The sequence below is a fragment of the Ruegeria sp. CDSA020 genome (assembly GCF_059612345.1).
Window position 1 is genome coordinate 389002 of record NZ_JBXWQK010000001.1, and the last position, 17986, is coordinate 406987.

At 55.9% G+C, this 17986-nt stretch carries 14 protein-coding genes; 11 read left to right on the forward strand and 3 right to left on the reverse strand.

Features of this window, described 5'->3' with window-relative positions; all coding sequences use genetic code 11:
• Positions 1 to 16: 16 nt before the first annotated feature.
• The 3 genes from metG to AC2FJW_RS01985 all read left to right on the forward strand — a co-directional run bounded on the left by metG (position 17) and on the right by AC2FJW_RS01985 (position 6343).
• A complete protein-coding gene (metG, locus tag AC2FJW_RS01975; RefSeq protein WP_496749075.1) occupies positions 17 to 1735 on the forward strand; it encodes a methionine--tRNA ligase in 1719 nt (572 codons plus the stop codon).
• A 288-nt stretch (positions 1736 to 2023) separates the two neighbouring features.
• A complete protein-coding gene (locus tag AC2FJW_RS01980) occupies positions 2024 to 3202 on the forward strand; it encodes an efflux RND transporter periplasmic adaptor subunit (protein WP_281972227.1) in 1179 nt (392 codons plus the stop codon).
• 3 nt (positions 3203 to 3205) lie between these two features.
• Positions 3206 to 6343: an efflux RND transporter permease subunit gene (locus tag AC2FJW_RS01985; RefSeq protein ID WP_496690692.1), complete on the forward strand. Its 3138-nt coding sequence runs from the start codon at positions 3206 to 3208 to the stop codon at positions 6341 to 6343.
• A gap of 37 nt (positions 6344 to 6380) precedes the next feature.
• Here AC2FJW_RS01985 and glpD read toward each other — a convergent pair whose 3' ends face one another.
• Entirely contained in the window at positions 6381 to 7958 is a 1578-nt protein-coding gene (gene glpD, locus AC2FJW_RS01990; protein ID WP_496749076.1) for a glycerol-3-phosphate dehydrogenase, read from the reverse strand.
• 203 nt (positions 7959 to 8161) lie between these two features.
• On the opposite strand from glpD, the gene AC2FJW_RS01995 reads away from it, so the two are divergent.
• The 6 genes from AC2FJW_RS01995 (at position 8162) to AC2FJW_RS02020 (ending at position 12914) form a co-directional block, all read left to right on the forward strand.
• Positions 8162 to 8944, forward strand: a complete 783-nt coding sequence (locus tag AC2FJW_RS01995) for a DeoR/GlpR family DNA-binding transcription regulator (protein ID WP_496695160.1) — start codon at positions 8162 to 8164, stop codon at positions 8942 to 8944.
• A gap of 97 nt (positions 8945 to 9041) precedes the next feature.
• Positions 9042 to 9197, forward strand: a complete 156-nt coding sequence (locus AC2FJW_RS02000; RefSeq protein WP_271946630.1) for a DUF5993 family protein — start codon at positions 9042 to 9044, stop codon at positions 9195 to 9197.
• A 9-nt stretch (positions 9198 to 9206) separates the two neighbouring features.
• Positions 9207 to 9776, forward strand: coding sequence for a disulfide bond formation protein B (locus AC2FJW_RS02005; RefSeq protein ID WP_496749077.1), 570 nt, complete (start codon positions 9207 to 9209; stop codon positions 9774 to 9776).
• A 34-nt stretch (positions 9777 to 9810) separates the two neighbouring features.
• Positions 9811 to 10173, forward strand: coding sequence for a DUF3302 domain-containing protein (locus AC2FJW_RS02010; protein ID WP_142634304.1), 363 nt, complete (start codon positions 9811 to 9813; stop codon positions 10171 to 10173).
• Between the two features lie 21 nt (positions 10174 to 10194).
• Positions 10195 to 11340 carry an HlyD family secretion protein gene (locus AC2FJW_RS02015; RefSeq protein ID WP_142634305.1) on the forward strand — a complete coding sequence of 382 codons (1146 nt, stop codon included), beginning with the start codon at positions 10195 to 10197 and terminating at the stop codon, positions 11338 to 11340.
• 11 nt (positions 11341 to 11351) lie between these two features.
• Positions 11352 to 12914 (forward strand): efflux transporter outer membrane subunit, encoded by a 1563-nt coding sequence (locus AC2FJW_RS02020; protein ID WP_496749078.1) that lies wholly within the window; start codon positions 11352 to 11354, stop codon positions 12912 to 12914.
• Between the two features lie 3 nt (positions 12915 to 12917).
• Here the strand turns inward: AC2FJW_RS02020 and mprF are convergent, their stop codons facing one another.
• Positions 12918 to 15527: a bifunctional lysylphosphatidylglycerol flippase/synthetase MprF gene (gene mprF, locus AC2FJW_RS02025; protein ID WP_496749079.1), complete on the reverse strand. Its 2610-nt coding sequence runs from the start codon at positions 15525 to 15527 to the stop codon at positions 12918 to 12920.
• A gap of 98 nt (positions 15528 to 15625) precedes the next feature.
• Positions 15626 to 16054, reverse strand: coding sequence for an Lrp/AsnC family transcriptional regulator (locus AC2FJW_RS02030; protein WP_142634311.1), 429 nt, complete (start codon positions 16052 to 16054; stop codon positions 15626 to 15628).
• 86 nt (positions 16055 to 16140) lie between these two features.
• Between AC2FJW_RS02030 and rocF the strand changes: the two genes are divergently transcribed.
• Both rocF and ctlX read left to right on the forward strand, forming a co-directional pair.
• Entirely contained in the window at positions 16141 to 17061 is a 921-nt protein-coding gene (rocF, locus tag AC2FJW_RS02035; protein ID WP_282027450.1) for an arginase, read from the forward strand.
• A complete protein-coding gene (gene ctlX, locus AC2FJW_RS02040) occupies positions 17061 to 17981 on the forward strand; it encodes a citrulline utilization hydrolase CtlX (protein WP_496749080.1) in 921 nt (306 codons plus the stop codon). The genes rocF and ctlX overlap by 1 nt, the downstream gene beginning before the upstream one ends.
• Positions 17982 to 17986 lie beyond the last annotated feature (5 nt).

Sequence of the window (17986 nt, forward strand, 5' to 3'; positions counted from 1 at the left end):
TACGCGGAAACGGAACATGGCTCGGATTCTCATCACCTCGGCGATCCCCTATATCAACGGGATCAAGCACCTCGGCAATCTGATCGGCTCGCAATTGCCTGCCGACCTATATGCGCGGTATCAACGCGGCCGGGGGAATGAGGTCATGTTTCTCTGCGCCACCGACGAACACGGCACTCCGGCCGAGCTGGCCGCCGCCAAGGCAGGCAAGCCGGTCGCTGATTACTGTGCCGATATGCATGGTGTGCAGGCCGATATCGCACAGCGCTTTGGCCTGAGCTTTGATCACTTTGGCCGCTCATCCAGCGCCCAGAACAAAGCGTTGACCCAGCATTTTGCGGGCAAGCTGGAAGACGCCGGGTTGATCCGCGAAGTGAGCGAGAAGCAGGTCTATTCCCACGCCGATGGCCGCTTCCTGCCGGATCGCTATATCGAAGGCACCTGCCCCAACTGCGGCTATGACCGCGCGCGCGGTGATCAGTGCGAAAACTGCACCAAACAGCTGGACCCGACCGACCTGATCGAGCCGCGCTCGGCCATTTCCGGGTCGACCGACCTTGAGGTGCGTGAGACCAAGCACCTGTATCTGCGTCAATCCGCGATGAAGGATCAACTGGATGCCTGGATCGACTCCAAGTCCGACTGGCCAATCCTGACCACATCCATTGCCAAGAAATGGTTACATGACGGCGACGGCCTGCAAGACCGTGGCATTACCCGCGATCTGGACTGGGGCGTGCCGGTCAAGAAAGGCGATCAGGACTGGCCCGGCATGGAGGGCAAGGTCTTTTACGTCTGGTTCGACGCGCCGATCGAATACATCGCCTGCGCCAAGGAATGGGCTGATGCGACCGGCAAAGCGAATGCCGAGTGGGAGCGCTGGTGGCGCACTGACAAAGGTGCCGATGACGTGCGCTATGTTCAATTCATGGGTAAGGACAACGTGCCTTTCCATACCCTGTCCTTTCCGGCGACCATTCTAGGTTCGGGTGAGCCGTGGAAGATGGTCGACCACCTGAAATCCTTCAACTACCTGAACTATGACGGCGGCCAGTTCTCAACCAGCCAAGGTCGCGGCGTATTCATGGATCAGGCACTGGACATCTTGCCCGCCGATTACTGGCGCTGGTGGCTGCTGAGCCATGCGCCTGAAAGCAGCGATAGCGAATTCACCTGGGAGAACTTCCAGCAATCGGTGAACAAGGACTTGGCCGATGTGTTGGGCAACTTCGTCAGCCGGATCACCAAGTTCTGCCGCTCAAAATTCGGCGAGGCGGTGCCCCAAGGCGGCACCTATGGCGACCGCGAGCAGGCCCTGATCGAGGAGCTGACCCGCCGCGTCCGCGCCTATGAAGGGTTCATGGAGGCGATGGAAGTTCGCAAATCCGCCCAGGAATTGCGCGCCATCTGGGTTGCCGGGAACGAGTATCTTCAATCCGCGGCACCCTGGTCGACCTTCAAGGAAGATCCCGAACAGGCCGCGGTACAGGTGCGTCTGGGTCTGAACTTGATCCGGCTCTATGCCGTGCTCAGTGCGCCGTTCATTCCCGAAACCAGCGCCCGTATGCTGAGCGCGATGAACACGCTGGATACCGCCTGGCCTGACGATGTTGCGGCGGCCCTGTCCGCCCTGCCCGCAGGCCACGACTTTGCCGTTCCCGATGTTCTGTTCGCCAAGATCACCGACGAACAGCGCGAAGACTGGCAGGACCGTTTTGCAGGTGTCCGCACCTAAGACACCCGACCGGGAAAAAAATACAGGGGGCTTAACGGCCCCCTTTTTCATTTTGCATTTGATCCAGATTGCCGGAAACGCCCTTGCCAGATCAGGAAACTAGCCCTGGCCGATTTACGTAAACCTGCCACCCTACAGAAAAATATCCTTGGGTAAGCGATTGCCTTACGGGCTAACACGCTTGAGAAACCTACCAAAACCAGCCATCCTCACAAAGAGTTTAGGCGACTCGGACCGCTGGCGGCGACCCGAGTTGTGTCCAGTTTTTGTTTCAATGGGGCTTCTGCCATGATCCTTGCATCAACACTTTTCAGCTTTCGACCGAATGACCCCATAGCCAAATCCGTTTGGTATGCCGCAGCTTTGGCCCTATGTGGGTTGGTGGTGCCAGCTGCCGCGCAGGATAAAAGTGACGCCCCACCGCCCAAAGTGTCCATCGCAGCGGCCTACACACAAGAAATCACGGACGAGGCGACTTTCATCGGTCGAGCTGAGGCGCTGAACAAGGCCGATATCGTCGCCCGGGTCAGCGGTTTTCTGGACAGTCAGAATGTTGAAGACGGCGCGATGGTGAATGAAGGCGACCTTATGTTCACGATCGAGCCGGACCTGTATCAGGCGACACTAGATGCACGGAATGCCGATCTGGACCGTGCCGAAGCAAATCTTGAGCTCGCCAAAGTTGACCTGGCCCGTAAAGAAGAACTTTACAAACGCGATGCCACTCCGGAAAGCGAACGGGATATCGCCCGTGCCAACGAACTTGTGGCCATTGCCGAAGTCAAAGCCGCGAAAGCCGCGATCCAACAGGCCGAACTTGATCTGAGCTATACTAAGGTCCACGCACCGTTCACCGGCCGTATCGGGCGGGTCGCTATCAGCGTCGGGGACGTTGTCGGCCCGAACAACCCACCATTGGTGAATATCGTCAGCGAGGCACCAGTGTATGTGAATTTCTCGTTGAACGAGAAACAGTTTACCTCGGTTCTTGAACAATATGGCGAGAATGCATCGTCGCTGGCCGAAAGCCCCAAAAGCCCGAATGTGCATGTAACACTGCCCAATGGATCGGACTTGGGCGAAACAGGTTCGATTGTTTTCGTTGACAACCGTATCGACCCGCTAACTGGAACGATTGCAATGCGGGCCGAATTCACAAATGCCGACCGGCTGATCCTCGATGGTCAGTTTCTGAGCGTTCATATCGAAGCGCTGGAGCCGACCTTGCAGGTTCTGATCCCGCAGGCGGCCTTGTCACGTGATCAGCGCGGTGATTTCGTTCTGGTCGTTAACGATAAGCAAATGGTCGAACAGCGCTATATCACCACCGGCGACAATGTCGGAACTGCTGTGATCGTTCTGGACGGCCTGCGCGAAGGAGAAAGCGTGATCGTCGAGGGCCTTCAGCGCGTGCGCCCGGGTGTGGCAGTGGATGCTGTCACCGCATCCGAGCAGCCGGGAGAGTAACAGATGTTCTCATCCCTGTTCATCAGCCGGCCCAAGCTGGCCCTAGTTATTTCGCTTGTCCTGACGATCATGGGCGGGATCGGCTATATGGTTCTGCCGGTCGCCCAGTTTCCTGATATTACGCCACCGGTCGTCAGCGTTTCCGCCACCTATACCGGTGCCAATGCCGAAACGGTCGAGAACACCGTCGCCGCGCCGATCGAGGCGCAGGTCAACGGCGTGGATGACATGATCTACATGACGTCCACCTCTTCGGACAACGGCTCGTATTCGTTGAATATTACCTTCGAAGTCGGCACCGATCCCGACATTGCATCCGTCAACGTACAGAACCGCGTTGCGCAGGCCATGTCTTCGCTTCCGTCAGAGGTGACTTCGTCGGGTGTCGTTACGCAGAAGGCATCGACCAATATGCTGATGCTGGTCACGCTGACCTCACCCAAAAGCACCTATGACAGTGTATTCTTGTCGAACTACGCTTCGATCAACCTGAAAGATGCGTTGGCGCGGGTACAGGGTGTTGGTAAAGCCGATGTTCTGACCAACCTTGAATATGCAATGCGGATCTGGATGGATCCCGACAAGATGACCGCCCTGTCGATTTCACCGGGTGATGTCATAGACGCTATCCGAGAACAGAATATCGAAGTGTCTGCCGGTTCGATAGGCTCGCCGCCTGTCCCTGAGGGACAGACATTTCAATATACGATCAAGACCAAGGGCCGACTGACCTCGGCCGCTGAATTCGGCAATATTGTCATCCGTACTGGTGATGCAGGGGCAATCGTACGCATAAGGGACATTGCCAGAACCGAACTTGGAGCGCAGTTCTACTCGGCTTCGGGGTATTTCCAGGCAGAACCCGCAACGGTTATCGGTATCTATCAAGCCCCCGGTGCCAATGCGTTGGCTGTTTCTGATCGTGTTCAGGCCGAATTGGACCGGCTGTCGCGTTCGTTCCCAACAGATGTTGAATATCAGGTTCCGTTCAACACGACCGACTTCGTGGAACAATCTCTGAACGACGTGGTTTCCACCCTGATGCTGACGTTCGTATTGGTGATTTCGGTCGTATTTGTCTTTTTGGGCAGTTGGCGTGCCACGATCATTCCAGCGGTTGCTATTCCTGTTTCGCTGATTGGCACGTTCGCGTTCCTGCTGGCGTTTGGGATGTCCCTGAACACAATTTCTTTGTTCGCGCTTGTACTGGCCATCGGGATCGTGGTCGATGATGCCATCGTGGTGGTTGAAAACGTTGAACGCATTATCGCCGACGAAGGGTTGTCCCCGCCTGAGGCGACACGGAAAGCAATGGGCCAAATCACCGGACCCGTCATCGCAACCACACTGGTTCTGCTGGCCGTTTTTGTGCCCGTAACCTTTATGCCTGGCATCTCGGGGCGACTGTATTCTCAGTTTGCAGTCACCATCTCGACTGCGGTCGTGATTTCGTCAATCAACGCTTTGACCTTGTCTCCGGCGCTTTGCGGATTGGTTCTGCGCGCACGCTCGGGTCCGCCCAAGGGTATTCTGGCCCTGTTTGAGCGTTTCATCGGAACGCTGCGTGACGGTTATGTCGTCATTGTGCGCAAACTGTTAATTCTGCCAGTCGCCGGACTGGGCGTCATCGTTGTTCTGGCAATGGGTACAGGGACGATCATGTCGAACACATCAAGCGGTTTTATTCCGCTTGAAGACAACGGCTATCTCTTTGTGGACATCCAGTTGCCAGATGCGGCAACGCTGGAACGCACCGAGACTATCGCAGGTCGGGTCGACGACCAGATCCGCGATATCTCGGGGGTCGCCAGTACGGTTCTGATCAACGGGTTTTCGCTGCTGAACGGCACAACCACAAATGGAGCGACCGTTTTTGTGAACCTCGACAATTGGGACGAACGGCAAGATCCCGACCTGTCTGCCGATGCCATTCTGGGCAAGGTTCTGGCGATTGCAAATGGCGAATCCGCAGCTTCGATCGTGGCCTTCAACCCGCCACCGATTCAGGGCCTCGGCATGTCAGCCGGTGTGGAAATGGAGGTTCAGCAAGTCGGGGGCGGTACGCCTCAGGATCTGGCCTCGGCCGTTGGGTCCTTCGTCTATGCTGCAAACCAGCGACCCGAGATTGGTCAGGCCTATACAACATTCCGGGCCAATGTTCCTCAGCTATTTGTCGATCTGGACCGTGAGAAAGCGAAAACCCTGGAAGTGTCTGTTGCTGAGATTTTCCAGACGATGCAAGCCCAACTAGGCTCGTACTATGTGAACGATTTCAACCTGTTTGGCCGCGTCTACCGCGTGATGATTCAGGCCGAGGGGAGCTATCGGAACAAGGTCGAAGATATTTCGAACCTGTATGTGCGCTCGACCAAGGGCGATATGGTTCCATTGGGTACGTTGATCGACGTGGAAAACGTGTTGGGGCCAGTCCTGTTAAAACGGCATAACCTGTTCCGTTCGGCAACAGTTACAGCTGTACCTGCGCCAGGGCTGTCCAGTGGCGACGCTATCACTGTGATGACAGAAGAATCCGCCAACGCCCTACCCTCGGGATACGCGTTTGAATGGACAGGTACCGCGCAACAGCAGCTTGCATCCGGCAGCCTTGTGATCATTATCCTCGGGCTTGCTGTCCTGTTCGCTTATTTGTTCCTGGTGGGGCAATACGAAAGTTGGTCGATGCCGGTGTCCATTCTTCTATCTGTTATTGTTGCCCTGTTCGGGGCGGTTGCGGCGGTGGCCATCGTGGGCAGCGACATAAACCTGTACACGCAGATCGGGATGATCATGCTGGTGGGGCTTGCGTCGAAGAACGGTATCCTCATCGTTGAATTCGCAATGGAACAGCGTGCCAATGGCCTTTCGATCAAAGATGCTGCAGCCGAAGCCGCCCATCAACGTTTCCGCGCGGTGATGATGACTGCCCTCTCCTTCCTGTTGGGTGTTGTACCGTTGCTTGCCGCGAATGGCGCGGGTGCGGCTAGCCAGAAGGCCATCGGTGTCGCCGTCTTTGGCGGAATGCTGGCGGCGACTCTGGTTGGCGTTATCCTTGTGCCGGTACTTTACGCCCTGATGCAGGGGCTGAGGGAATGGCTCAAAGGGACAAAGAACGACCCCGACCCTTCGGAAGAAGCCGCATAAATCAAAAAAAGCCCCGCCAAAAACGCGGGGCTTTTCTTTAATGGGCCAGGCGCTTTTCGATCCAGCGCTGGATGGCAGCGATCTGATCGGCATCAAGTCTTAGGCCCAGCTTGTTTCTGCGCCAGATGGCATCTTCAGCGCAGCGCACATATTCCTTGGTGACCAGCCATTCCATTTCGCGTTCGGTCAGAGTCGCCCCGAACTCTTCCCCCAGATCCTCAGCGGTCTTTGCATCGGCCAGAATAGCGCGCGCCTCGGTTCCATAGGCGCGCACCAGCCGTTCCGCCCATGTGCGATTCAAAAAGGCATAGTCGAATTCCAGACCGGCAATAAGGTCTTGCACTGCGCTAACGGGAAAATCGCCACCCGGCAAAGAAACACCAGCGGTCCATGGACCGGGCAAATCCGGGAAGTACTCAGCGATTTTCTCAACCGCACTTTCGGCCAATCTGCGATAGGTCGTAATCTTGCCGCCGAAAACATTCAAAACCGGAGCACCGCCAAGCCCATTGACCTTCAGAGTATAGTCTCTGGTCGCGGCCGTTGCGCTGCTGGCCCCATCGTCATACAGAGGGCGCACACCGGAATAGGTCCAGACGATGTCTTCGCGGGTCACAGGCTGCTCAAAATATTTTGACGCAAATGCACACAGATATTCCTGTTCAGACTCGGTACAGACTGGAGGAACCGATGGGTCTGGGTGATCCTGATCAGTTGTTCCAATAAGGGTGAAATCTCTCTCATAGGGAATGGCAAAGATGATGCGTCCGTCTTCACCTTGGAAGAAATAGCATTTGTCATGGTTGAATAACCTGTGGGTTACGATATGGCTGCCGCGGACCAACCGAACCCCCTCGCGCGAGTTCACATGGATTTTTTCCTGGATGATATCGCCAACCCAGGGCCCACCGGCATTGATCAACATCTTTGCCAGGACGATACGGGTATCGTCATTTTGGTTATCGCGGATCGTCACATGCCAAACATCATCCACCCGCTCGGCTGAAAGAACTTCGGTCCGAACCAGAATATTGGCGCCACGGGCCTCGGCATCACGGGCATTCAGAACAACCAGACGGGAATCTTCGATCCAGCAGTCGGAATACTCATACGCGGTTTCGAACCTGTTTTGCAGCGGGACACCTTCTGGCGCGGAACGCAAATTCAGCGCAGAGGTCCCGGGTAGAATTTTCCGCCCTCCAAGGTGATCGTACATGAACAGGCCAAGACGGATCAGCCAGGCTGGACGACGACCACGCATCCAAGGCATCACTGTACTCAGCAGCCGTGAGGTCGGAGTGTCCGAGTCAAATCGCATCCCATCGTGGTAGGGAAGCACAAAGCGCATCGGCCAACTGATATGAGGCATTGCCCGCAGCAGCGTTTCCCGCTCAATCAGCGCCTCGCGGACCAACCTGAACTCAAAATATTCCAGATACCGTAGGCCGCCGTGGAACAGTTTGGTCGAGGCCGAGGACGTGGCCGATGCCAAGTCGTTCATCTCGGCCAATGTCACCGACAATCCCCGCCCGGCCGCATCACGCGCGATCCCGCATCCGTTAATACCGCCACCGATGATGAATAGGTCAGTAACCTGGCCAGTCTGCTGTGCCATTTGCAGGTCAGTCCTTTTGCTGAAAACGTGCGGCAATTAACCCGTTCGATACTCGGTTCGTCAATGTGGATTTTCGTTTTTTTTCGCGTAACGAACAAGACTAGCGATTTTTTGTTGTTGTCCAAACGATGTTTGATTTCTGCCGGTTGCAATATTGCGAAAAAAGGAACAAAAACGAAAGAACCCAATAACCGGAGCTTCCCTTGTCTCTTTCGTTCCGCCAGTCAGACATCATAGAAATCGCCAAGCAGAATGGTCGCGTCATGGTCGAGGATCTGGCGTTGCAGTTTGGTGTCACGGTCCAAACGATCCGGCGCGATCTTTCCGAGCTTGCGGAATTGGGCAAGCTGGACCGGGTTCATGGCGGCGCGGTCCTGCGATCCGGCGTTTCGAATATCGGTTACGAGGACCGGCGCGCCCTGAATGCTGAAATCAAGACCCGTATCGCACAGGTTTGCGCTGCCAACATACCGGATGGTGCATCGCTTTTTTTGAACATCGGTACATCGACCGAGGCTGTCGCGCATCAGTTGCTAAACCACAAAGATCTTATGGTGGTGACAAATAACATGAATGTCGCGCGTATCCTGGTGGAAAACACGAACTGCCAGATCGTCGTCGCCGGCGGTGTTCTGCGCCGGTCGGACGGTGGTCTGATCGGCAACCTGACCAATTCAACGATTGAACAATTCAAGTTCGATTATGCGGTAATCGGGTGTTCCGCACTGGACGCCGATGGTGATCTTCTGGATTTCGATTTCCAAGAAGTCCGTGTCAGCCAGACTATCATTGCACAGGCCAGACACAGCTTTCTGGTTGCCGATCATTCGAAATTTCAGCGCTCGGCCCCTGCCCGTATTGCCTCAATGTCCGAAGTTGACGTTTTCTTTACAGATCAACCTCTTCCAAGTGGGCTTGCACGTAAATGCAAGGAATGGGGAACGCGGGTCGTATACAGCTGCCGAACCACCGGAGATTCGCATTAAACGCGTAATTCCAAACGTGGTTCTTGTCATAGGCGACCGGCCCTGACAGTATCGCAACATATTGCAATCAGTGCACGGCAAGGGGGAGATCCGGGCCATGATCGCGCTTTTATTTGCGTTACTCACAGCCACTATGGGGCTGAATTATTATAGAAAAACCAAAGCGGCCAATGTTGTGTTCTTCATCACCATGGCCCTAAGTGTTTATTGGCTGAAGTTTCATGCCACCAGCCAACTGACCATTCAGCTGTAGGAGGCCACAATGACACCCGAGCTTTCCCGCACCCTGAACGCGTTGGGAACCCTGGCGGTCAGCCTCGTTCTTGTGCTGGCCTTCGGATACCAGCTGGCGCTGAACGAACTGCCCTGCCCGCTTTGCTTATTGCAACGGGTCGGGTTCGTAGCGGTGGGCGTTGGTTTGGGCCTGAACCTGCTATACGGAGCCCGGCCGCAGCATTATGCGTTGATGTTGCTTGCGGCACTGTTTGGGATCAGCGTTTCCGTTCGCCAGATCTTGCTGCATATCGTACCGGGTACCGGCCACTATGGTTCGCCTGTTTTTGGGTATCACTACTACACATGGGCCGCGATCTGCTTTTTTCTGATCCTGCTGGGCACGGCAATCATGCTGCTTTTCGACCGTCAATATCAGGACACAACCGTCGATCAACCACGGTTCGGGGGCAGTACGCTGGCCAAAACCGCGTTCTTTGTGATGCTAGGGCTGGCCGCGCTGAATGCGGGGTCGACCTTGTTGGAATGTGGCCCAGGTATCTGCGCTGACCCGCCAACAAGCTACAAATTGATTGACGAACTGGACACCAACAACTGAGGATGGATAAACCTTCCCTCATGGAGGCATCGGAATGGGATTACTGGGGCAGCCGCTAGGCTATTATGACTATCTGACATTTATCGCACTTATACTGCTGCTGGCCGCTGTAATGGCGCTGTTTCTGTTCATAATGGGACTGCCCGGCCGCATCGCAATCAAACGCAACCATCCCCATGCCGAGGCAGTCAAGATCATGGGCTGGATGGGGTTTCTGGCCGTCGTTCCCTGGATTCACGCCTTTATGTGGGCTTTCCACGATGCAGCCACTGTCGATATCCGCCGTATGCCTGATGATGAACGCGATGCGATACGGAAGGACATCAAACGGTTAGGCGGTGATCTGACCGAAGAATATCGCGATCCATTGGACCCGGACGAAACACAAAAAAGCTAAGGCTAAAGGAAGTCCCACAATATGTTTGTCGCTCTTGGCATTACGCTTTTCTACATCATTTTTGTCTGGCTGATCTTCTTCAAACTACAATGGCTTAAGTTCAGCATCGCCTGGGGCATCGTTTCCTTCTGGGTGGGTGCTCATCTGTTATTGATCTTTATGGTTGCGCTGCGGTTCTTCCAGCCATTTTCGATCGACAGCCACGTGGTCCGCTCAACCATACAGATCGTACCGCGCCTGACTGAACCAACCATCCTTTCCGAGGTTCTGGTCGAGCCGAATACAGAGGTGAAGAAAGGGGATCCGCTGTATCGGTTCGACGACACCGTCTTTGCGCTTGAATTCGAAGAGGCATCCGCACAGTTGGTTGCAGCCCAGCAGAACGCCAAAATTCTGGAACAGGATGTGATCGTCGCGGGTGAAGCCGTCGAGCGAGCAAACGCGCAACTGGCATATGCACTGACCCAGCAGGCACGGTATGAAAACCTTGTCCCTGCGGGTGGTGCCCGAGAGGATGAGCTGGATCGCTGGAACGAGCAGGTCACGGAAGATCAGGCCAAGATAAAAGAGGCCGAAGCCAATCTGGAAAAGGCAAAGCTGGCGCTGGATTCGCAGATCGACGGGGTCAATACCGGAATCGTTCAAGCTCAGGCTCAGTTGGAAAAGGCCCGGTACTTTCTGGACAATACTACGATCTACGCGCCCGAAGATGGTATGATCGTTTCACAACAGGCACGCCCGGGTCTGGTTGTCGGTGATATCCGATTGGGCGCAATCGCCAGCTTTGTGACCAAGGAAAACCCCTATATTCTCGCCACTTACCGGCAGCAGAACTTGAAATTTGTGAAACCCGGGCAACAGGTTGAGGTCGCGCTGGACTTATATCCCGGAGAAATCCTGACCGGCAAAGTCGAGGCAATCTGGTGGGCAACCCGCCAGGGTCAATATCTGCCATCAGGCCGCCTGCCCGGATTTGAACTGCCAAAAATTCCTGGACATATTGCCGTGCAGATTTCGGTCGATATTCCAGATGGCCACGTCTTTCCCGCCGGTGGACATGCCGCGGTGGCAATCTATACCGGCCAGGGCAAAAGCTTTGAGTTCCTGCGGCGCATCAATATCCGCCTCTATTCCTTCGCAAACTTCATCCGACCACTGGACATTTAAGGACACGCTGTATGACACGGGCCAGGCTAAACCGCAGTTTGATGGGCACAGCCCTGTGTGCCGCGCTGCTGGTGGGATGCGCACCTGTCGGTCCTGATTTTGTGCGACCGAACTCTCCTGTCGTGAAGGAATGGATCGAGGTAAACAACCCCTCAGTCGGTCCCAGCGGCCTCACCTCGCGTAGTGCCCCTGTGGCAAAATGGTGGGAGACCTTCAACGACGCCACTTTGAACCGGTTGATCGCCGAAGCCTATGCCCAGAACCTGGCGCTACAGGTGGCCGGTGCGCGCGTATTACAGGCCCGCGCACAGCTTGGGATTGCCTTTGGTGAGCTTTACCCCCAATCGCAGGCCATCGGAGGTTCGATCGAGCGGCGCCAGATCAGCGATAATATCGGGCCGATTTCCGATATCAATCGGATCATCCCTCTGGATACCGAATTCTCGACCTCGCAGGTTGGCTTCGACGCCCAATGGGAACTGGATGTGTGGGGACAGCAACGCCGGGGTGTGCAGGCCGCACGATCCAATCTGGCACTTCAGGTCGCTAATTACGATGACGCTTTGGTCACGCTGACCGGCGATGTAGCAGCGTTATATGTAAGCTTCCGCGCGCTGCAAGAAACTCTGTTCGTGGCACGAGAGAATATCAAGCTGCAACAGGAATCGGTTGATCTGACGCAACTGCGTTTCAACAACGGCGTCACCACTGAATTGGATGTGCAAGAGGCCACCGCCCTGCTGAACAATACCATGGCGCTGGTGCCGGAAATTGAAAGCGATCTTCAACAGACCAAGAATGCTTTGGCTGTTTTACTGGGAACAACACCCTCGCGCATGGCCGGGTTGCTGGGTAATTCCGGTCGTATCCCTTCGGCCCGATCCAACGTCGCGGTTGGAGTACCAGCGGAATTGCTGCGCCGACGCCCGGATGTACGCGCCGCAGAACTGGCCGCTGCCACACAGTCTGCGCAAGTTGGGATCGCGATTGCTGACCTGTATCCCCAGTTCATCCTGTCCGGTTCGATCGGCCTGCAGGCCTCGGGCAGTCGGGACCTGTTTTCATCCGCCAGCAATACTGGGCTGGCCAGTGCCGGAGTGGTCTGGAATGTGCTGAATTATGGGCGGATCAAGAATAATGTCCGCGCCCAGGACGCAGCTTATCAGGCATTGATCGCCAACTATCAAAACACCGTCCTGACCGCCTATTCCGAGGTCGAAAGTGCTATGGTCGCCTATACGCAATCACGCAAACAGGTGACATTCTACCAAAACAGCGTCACCGCATCGCGCAAAGCTGCCGAGATAGCGGTGAACCAATACCGGGATGGCATCGCCAGCTATTCCCGCGTTCTGAACACGCAAACCGCATTGCTGCGATCACAGGCCAACCTGATCGAAGCCCGCCAGCAGGTTTCGAGCAATCTGGTTGCAGTCTACAAAGGTTTAGGCGGTGGTTGGCAAATCCGGCAAAATCAGGAGTTCCTGCCGGAAACCGTGCTGGCCGAAATGGCCTATCGCACCGATTGGGGAGACCTGCTGCAACAGGCTCCGACCCAAGCGAGCCTGAACTGAGCGCTATTTCGTCAGACCGCGCAAACCGCCCGAAATCAGAATGTTGACCTCGTACAGAATACGCGGCGCGGCCAGTCCTCCGGGGCTGGCCAAATAGTTCGGGCTCCATTCTGGTTCGAATTTCTGCTTGAACGAGCGCAGCCCCTCGAAGTGATAAAACTGTTCGCCATGTTCATAGACAAAGCCGCCAATGCGGTTCCACAGCGATGCCAGTTGCCGGTTTTCGATCCCGGAAAACGGTGCCGCCCCCAGCGAGAACCAGTGGAACCCCTGCTCGGCCCCCCATGACATCATCTCGGCAAACAGCGCGTCCATAACAAAACTTGGGCTATCTGGTTCATACCGCATCAGATCCAGCGACAGTTCTGATTTTTGCCCGCCCTGAAACAGGTTAGCAAACGCGACGATCTCACCTGTTTCGCCATTCCGCAGCACCGCGTGGTCGAAATAGGACAGATAGGTTTCATCAAATCCGCCAAGCGCAAAACCTTTCTCGGCCCCAGCTTTTTGTGCCAGCCAGTCATCCGAAATCTTGCGCAACTCGGGCAGGATCAGGGTTAGTTCCTGTTTTGGAATAATCTCGAAAACATACCCTTCGCGTTCGGCCCGGTTCTTGGCCTGACGGAACCGCTTGCGGGATTTTCCGTCCAGCGAAAAATCTTTCAGCGGCACCCGCGCTACTTCGCCAATTTTCAGGATCGACAGGCCAAGGTCTAGAAAGGTCGGCAGGTATTTGGTGGAAACGCTGTAGAAGGCACAAAGTTTACCCTCACGGTCCGCCATCTCGCGCAGCTGCCATATCAGCTGTTTACCGGCGGTTTCATCCCCTACTGGCTCACCTTTGGTGACTAGCGCGTTGCCGGTATCGGCATAGGCCAGAAAAGCGGTTTCATCCGGCGCGATCAGGAATTGTTTGTCCCCGGTCAAAGATATCTGGGATTCTGTGTCTTCGCTTTCCATCACCAGACGCTCGACTACTTCGGGGATTTCTGTGCGGACTGGAACAGGAATCTCGCGCCCGAACAGTGAGCTAACGGCAACCACCCCAAGGATGACCGCAACCACAAGGCTGGATCGTAGGAAACGCGAGGCGTCGCCGTTCCAGGCAAACTCCCACCACAGGGCATTTTGATATTCGACATGGGAATAAGCAAACAGACCCACCCAAAAGATCACGGCAAGCAATGCAAGAACGCTGACCAGCCAGGGTATGTTCAACCTGAAGATCGACGCGCCGCTAACCCGATAGAACGCATCCCGGAACATCGCCAGCAGAACGATGCTACCCACCATGCTGAGCGCTTCGTGCGTATCCAGCCCTTTGGTCAGCGAAGCGACAAAACCGGCTAGCATCAACAGCATGGCCACAACCCAAGCCCGGTAAAGCTTGCGAAACAGCCCCCGTGACACAAGGATTAGCAAGACCCCTACCGCGCTTCCGGCCAGGTGGGACGCTTCGACAAAGGACAGGGGCAGGAAATCCCGTAGCACACCCAGGTTACCGCTGCTTGCAGGCAACGCGCCGGAGACCAGAAGTATCACACCGGCCACTGCGGCCACGCCTGCGGCCACCATGGGCACGATCGGACGGATCACTCGATAAACCCAAGTGGCTGCACCAGTAATATGTCGACGATGGGTCAATGCCGATGCCACAGCGATCGAGAGTGTGACGATGACGAAGGGAAGAAACGTATAGACCAGGCGGTACAGCAGCAGCGCGGCAATGACATCCGACCGGCCGGACGCGCCAAGTCCCGCGATCATAGTCGCCTCGAATGCGCCAATTCCGCCTGGTGCATGGCTGAGGATGCCGACCGCAATCGCGCCAATATAGATGGTGAAGAAATACGGGTATCCGATTCCAAGGTCTGTCGGCAGCAGCACATACAGAACCATCGAAGCACCATACACATCACCCAACGCCGCCAGCGTCAGAAACCCGGCCAATTTGCCGCCGGGAAGGTTAAACCCTACCCCGCCATAGGCCAGCCTGCGCCCGCCTTTCGACAGCCAAATGAACAGCGTTGCCAGAGCGATCAAAAGGCCCAATCCTATGACCGTCTCGACCGTATCGCTGATTGGTAAAACCTTCGATATCCCGTCGGGATGAAAGGTCAGCAAAGCCCCCAACAGCAAGGTCATGCCAGACCAGAAAGCGATCCACGAGGTCGCAATAACCCCAGCGACACGCCCCAGATCCAGCCCCAAAGAGGCGTAGATCCGATACCGGATCGCCGTGCCCGTGATGTAGGAAAACCCAAGGCAGTTTGACACCGCATAACCACAGGCCCCGGCCATGCCCGCAACCGGCAAAGGGACCTCACCGTCGGCAACGCTCTGGACTGCAAAGACGTCGTATAAAGACAGGGAAACAAAGCTAAAAGCGGTCCAGCACAGGGCGATGAACAACAGCGTCCAAGAGGTGCTCGCCACATCCGTCTGAACGGATGACCATTTCACATGTGCAGACAGTTCATGCAGCACGGTCAGGGCGACCAGCATGACAATTACGGGAATGGCGATTCTGACCAGGGGTCGTTCGAGAAAACCGGATACTCTTTCGGCAAGTCGGATGGCCCAGAGTTCTTTGCCTGTATCCTGATCAGTCATGTGATTTCCCTGTTTCAGGTTTGCAGCTGCCTTTGCGCGGGTGGCGAACGCATCGTAACTTTTACACATATTCATTGCTGCTCAAAGCACTACAGCAATCAGACGCGGCCTTTCCGAGTAGAAAGAAGTAAGTTGGTTTCGGATCGCGTAATCCCCTCGATCCTGCGGATGCGAAACAGGATTTCATCCAGTTCGGCCAGGGTCTCGGTCCCAATCTCGGCAATCAAGTCCCAACCGCCATTTGTCGAATGGACAGCCCGCACCTGTGGCATGGCGGCAATTTGGGCCATGGTGCGCTCGGTGCCGCGCCCTTCGATTTCCAGCATCATCAACCCTCTGACCGGGCTTTGCGCCACATCCTGCCGTGTCAGAACCGTAAAGCCCACAATCTCGCCGGATTGCTTCAAACGTTGCAGACGGCTGCGCACTGTTGTGCGTGTGACCCCCAGTGTTTCAGCCAGTTCCGAGAGTGAAGCACGGGCATCCCGGTGCAGAGCGCTGAGAAGCTTGCCATCCAAATCGTCCATTCAATACTTCCGTTATGTCACTTGAGGTTCCATTTTGAGCATTTTGATCCCTATCCGCAAGCCACATTGCCGGAGTAGTATTCCATATGGATACAAACAACGTAATTCTGGTTGGCGCCCCGATGGATTCGGGCAAGCGTCGACAAGGCTGCCGGATGGGCCCCGATGCCTATCGGGTTGCGGGGCTTCAATCAGCTCTTTCCGATCTCGGCCTTCACCTACGGGATCTCGGCGATATCACACCTGACATTCCGGATATGTCCGAACATTCGCATCTCTTCGCGCTGCCCGAGTGTGTCGGCTGGACCAAGGCTCTCAGCCGTGTTGCGCAGGATGTCGCCCCACAAGGCCTGCCAATTTTCATGGGCGGCGATCATGCACTTTCGATGGGCACGGTTTTGGGCATGGCACAGCACGCCGAGCGGATCGAACGCCCACTGTTCGTTCTCTGGCTGGACGCGCATAGCGATTTCCACACACCCGAGAGCACCGATAGCGGCAACCTGCACGGGACACCCGTAGCCTATTTCACCGGACAGCCCGGATTTGACGACTTCCCACCGGTTTCATCGCCAGTTCCGACCGACCGGGTCGGCATGATCGGTCTGCGCTCGGTCGACCCAGCCGAACGGGCTCGGCTGGAACAGGATCGCGCAATGCTGGCCGATATGCGAAGCATCGACGAAAACGGCATCAAAGCACCGCTGATGGCCTTTCTGGAGCGGGTCCGGGCAGCGGATGGCATCCTTCATGTTTCGCTGGATGTGGATTTCCTTGATCCGTCCATTGCTCCTGCAGTTGGCACAACAGTTCCAGGTGGCGCGACCGAACGCGAGGCCCATCTAGTGATGGAACTGCTACACGAAAGCGGTCTTGTCTGCTCGCTGGATCTGGTAGAATTGAACCCGTTTCTGGACGAACGCGGCCGCACTGCAAAGTTGATGGTCGATCTGGCCGCCTCATTGCTGGGTCGCCGCATCTTTGACCGCCCTACCCGGAGCTTCTGATGCAATCTCTACAAGCCCCACCAGCCGTTGTGATGATCCGGCCCCATGCGTTTGCTTCGAACCCCGAGACACGCGACGACAATGCGTTCCAGACCTTGGCCAACCGCTCAGCAGCGGCCACGTCTGTCCAAGCACGCGATGAACATGATCAGGCGGTGGCGCTGCTGCGCGATGCGGGTGTTAAGGTTCATGTCTTCGACGATTTCGGAGACCTCGACACACCAGACAGCGTATTTCCGAACAACTGGTTCTCGACCCATCCCGGCGGGCATGTGGCTATCTATCCGATGTTTGTGCCGTCGCGCAGGCGCGAACGTCGCGCCGACGTCATAGAAATGTTGAAACAGGAGTATCGTGTTCAGGACGTGATCGATTATTCCGGGCTTGAACAGGACAGACTGGCGCTGGAAGGCACTGGAGCGATGGTTCTGGACCACATTGGCCGCGTGGCCTACACGGTCAAATCCAACCGCGCCGACCCCGTTCTGTTGGAGCGTTTCTGCACCCATTTCAACTATGAGCCCATCGCATTCGAGGCGCATGATGCCGCAGGACGTGATGTCTATCACACGAATGTTCTGATGGGCATCGGCTCCAAATACGCGCTGATCTGTCTTGATATGATCGCGGACCCCGAACGCCGCGCGACGGTGAAAGCCAGGCTGGAAGAATCCGGTCGCACGGTCATTAACCTGACCCATGATCAGATCGCTGAATTTGCTGGCAACGCCATCGAACTAAGCGGCCTGAATGGTCTCGTGCTGGCGCTGTCCAGCCGGGCACTTGCCGCCCTGACCCCGGAACAAATCGCTACAATCGAAGCCAGCGCGACACCTCTGCCGCTTTCGATTCCCACCATTGAAACTGCCGGTGGATCCGTGCGCTGCATGATTGCGGGCATCCACCTGTCCCGTCGATAGGAGCC